The 3,372-nt window shown below is 72.0% G+C and carries 3 protein-coding genes and 1 riboswitch; all 3 genes read left to right on the plus strand.

The features are described 5' to 3' along the window. Positions 1 to 134 precede the first annotated feature (134 nt). A riboswitch (cobalamin riboswitch) is annotated at positions 135 to 268 on the plus strand. Between the two features lie 115 nt (positions 269 to 383). The 3 genes from G6031_RS18415 (at position 384) to G6031_RS18425 (ending at position 3,356) form a co-directional block, all read left to right on the plus strand. Then, on the plus strand, positions 384 to 1,388 hold the full coding sequence (locus G6031_RS18415; RefSeq protein WP_182654068.1) for an ABC transporter substrate-binding protein: 1,005 nt from the start codon (positions 384 to 386) through the stop codon (positions 1,386 to 1,388). A gap of 175 nt (positions 1,389 to 1,563) precedes the next feature. Further along, a complete protein-coding gene (locus tag G6031_RS18420) occupies positions 1,564 to 2,577 on the plus strand; it encodes an iron ABC transporter permease (protein WP_179526065.1) in 1,014 nt (337 codons plus the stop codon). After that, the gene (locus G6031_RS18425; protein ID WP_182654069.1) at positions 2,574 to 3,356 is read left to right on the plus strand and encodes an ATP-binding cassette domain-containing protein; all 783 of its coding nucleotides are present in this window, start codon (positions 2,574 to 2,576) and stop codon (positions 3,354 to 3,356) included. Before G6031_RS18420 ends, G6031_RS18425 begins: the two co-directional genes overlap by 4 nt. Positions 3,357 to 3,372 lie beyond the last annotated feature (16 nt).

Genomic DNA, 3,372 nt, shown 5'->3' on the forward strand with positions numbered 1-3,372 from the left:
GCCCCGCAGCGCGCAGCCCGCAGCCCGCGCGCCCTCCGCCCGATGCCACCGCGCCCGGTATCCGGTTCCGCAGCGGCGGCCCCCCCCGTGGGTGTTCCGGGGAGGTGCCCCCGCGGCCGTCGAGGCGGATGTGCATACTGTCACCACGACTTGCTGATCTCCGGATACGCAGGGGAAGACCGGTGAGAATCCGGCGCTGACCCGCAACGGTGTGCCGTCACCTCGGTGACGACGAGCCCGATTACCTGCCCGGAGGTACGCGACTCTGTCCATCGCCGCGGTCTGCGATCCGGAGTCCTGCACGGTCGGCGGCCGGTGTCGACGGTCGCCCACCTGCGGGTCTCGTGTGTTCGTGGGCACACGACACGATCCGAGGTCTGATCATGTTCCGTCGCCAGTCCAGGTCCACCACGGCGCTCGCCGCGCTGCTCGTCACGGGCGTCGTCGTCGCGGGCTGCTCCCGCGGCGAGGCTCAGGAGAGCGCCACCTCGAATGAGGCGTTCGCCGAGCCGGTGACCATCACCAACTGCGAGCGTGAGTCCACGTTCGACGCCCCGCCCGAGCGCATCATCACGATGAACGCCCACGTCACGGAGACCCTCATCCAGATGGGTGCGGGGGATCGGATCGTCGGCCGGGGCTATGCCGATCGCGAGGACGTCCTGCCGGAGGTCGCCGAGGAACTCGAGGCGATTCCCGGGTTGGCCGAGGAGTACCCCAGCTGGGAGCAGATCGTCGATCTGGAACCCGACCTCGTGGTGGCCGGCATGCGCAGCGCGTTCGACGAGAAGGAGGGCCGGAGCCGGGACGCGCTCGACGCGGCGGGCATCGACACCTTCCTGTTCTCCGAGTACTGCGGCGACGGTTTCCCGGACGTCTCCATGCTCGAGACCGACTTCTCCCAGCTGGGCCGGGTCCTCGGCGTCGAGGAGGGTGCGCAGCAGCTCACCGACCGCATCGTCGACCGGATCGAGTCGGTCCGCGCCACCCTGGACGAGGCCGGGGTGACGGGGACCCCGACGTTCTTCTACGACAGCGGTGAGGCGGAGCCCATGACGATCGGCGGCGTCGGCATCGGCCAGCTGATCGGCGAGTACGCGGGAGCCGACAACATCTTCATCGAGGGCGACCGGCCCTACCTCAAGACCACGTGGGAGATCCTCGGCGAACGCCGACCGGAGGCGATCGTCGTGCTCGACTACGGGGCCACCAGCGCCGAGGACAAGATCGAGTACCTGCGCAACCAGCCCATCATGGCCACCACGCCGGCGATCCGCGACGACCGCATCGTGGTGGTCCCCCTGGCCGACTTCTTCGAGAGTTCGCGGATGGCGACCTCGGTGGAGACGATCGCCCGCGAGCTCCACCCCGACGCCTTCGGTGGCTGACGTGGCGACGGTCGTCCACGACCGTGGCGGTGGCGCGGGCGATGCGGTGACACCGGCTCCGAGCCGCCCCTCGGCGTCGTCCCGCCTCCCGTCACCGTTCCGCGCCACGAGCCCGTTCCGCACCACCAGCCCGGGCCGCGAGACCGGCCCGCGCCGCGACAGGCGGCCACTCGGACTGGTCCTCGCTCCGCTGCTGGGGCTTCTCGCCCTGGCCGTGGCGGTGGGGGTCTCTCTGGGGTCGGTGTCCATCCCCCTCGGTGACGTCTGGGCGATCGTCGCCCACCGCGTGGCCCCGGGGTCCTTCACCCCGTGGTGGTCCGAGGCCCGCGAGGCGATCGTGATCGAGTCCCGGCTGCCGAGGTCGCTCATGGCGGCGGCGGTGGGCGCGTCCCTCGCGGTGGCGGGAGGCGTCGCCCAGGCTGTCACGCGCAACCCACTGGCCGACCCGTACCTGCTGGGGGTGTCGTCCGGGGCCGGTTTCGGCGTCGTCGTCCTGACCGTCCTGGGCGTGGGTGCCGGGATGTGGGGCGTCTTCACGCTCCCGATGGCCGCTTTCCTCGGCGCCCTGCTGCCACTGGCCGGGGTGGTCCTGGTGGCCCGTCGCGCGCACGACACCACGGCGATCGTGCTGGTGGGGGCGGCCCTGACGATGATGTTCGGCGCGCTCAACACGTTCACGCTGTTGGTGTTGGGCGACGACCACCAACTGGGCACCGTCATGCGCTGGCTGGCCGGCGGGTTCGGTGACGCCGGGTGGACCATGCTCCTGGCCCCGGTCTCGATCCTCGCTGTCGCGGGCGTCCTGGTGATGCTGTCCAGCCGCCACCTGGACCTCCTCCTGACCGGCGACGACGGCGCCACGGCCATGGGCATGAACGTCCCGCGGTTCCGGCTGCTCATGTTGTTGCTGGTCTCGATGCTCACCGCGGGGGCGGTGGCGGTCTCCGGGACCATCGGGTTCATCGGACTGCTCATCCCGCATCTCGCCGGGTACGTCACCGGGCGCACGTCGGCCCGGTTACTGCCGACGGCCGCGGTGCTCGGGGCGGTGGCCCTGGTGCTGGCCGACATCGCGGCCCGGTCCGTCAGCGACGGTGCCGAGCTCCCGGTGGGCGTCGTCACGGGGATCGTGGGGGGTCCGGTGTTCCTGATCATGCTGTGGCGGCGCTACGGAAGGTCGGCGACGTGACCACACTGACCGCGGCCGACGTCTCCACCGACCTCGGGGGTCGCCGGATCCTCGAGGGGGTGGACCTGACCATCGCACCCGGCCGGGTCACCGCGCTGGTGGGCCCCAACGGCAGTGGCAAGACGACCCTGCTGCGCACCTGTTACCGGGCCCTGCCCACGACCGCCGGACTGGTGCGCCTCGACGGCGATGACATCACCTCGCTCCGCCGGCGGGCCCTGGCGCGGACGGTGGGCGTGAGCACCCAGGAGCCGGTCTCGTTGGGTGGCATCACGGTCCGGGAGTCGGTGCGACTGGGCCGGACGGTGGCACGCGGGCTGTTCGAGCCGTTCGGGACCGACGACGCCGAGGTGGTGGACACCGTGCTCGACCGTGTGGGGTTGGCCGGGTTGGCGGCCCGCGACGTCCTGGCCCTGTCGGGGGGCGAACGGCAGCGGGTGTCGATCGCCCGCGCGTTGGCGCAGCAGCCGGAGGTGCTCCTGCTGGACGAGCCCACCAACCACCTCGACCTGCACCAGCAGCTCTCGGTCCTGGCGCTGCTGCGGGAGCTGGCGGCCGGCGGGTTGGCGGTCCTGCTGACGCTCCACGACCTCCGGATGGCCACCGAGTACTGCGACGCGATGGTGGTCCTCGACGAGGGCCGGGTGGTGGCGACCGGTGCGCCCGAGGAGGTGCTCGATCCCGCCCTCCTGGCCGAGGTGTTCAGGGTCCGCGGGCAGGTGCGGCCGCGGCCGGGCGGCGGCCGCACGCTGGACGTCTGGGGACTCGCCGATGAGTGACCCCGCGCCCGGCCCC

Source organism: Dietzia sp. CQ4, assembly GCF_014145125.1.
GTDB lineage: Bacteria > Actinomycetota > Actinomycetes > Mycobacteriales > Mycobacteriaceae > Dietzia > Dietzia natronolimnaea.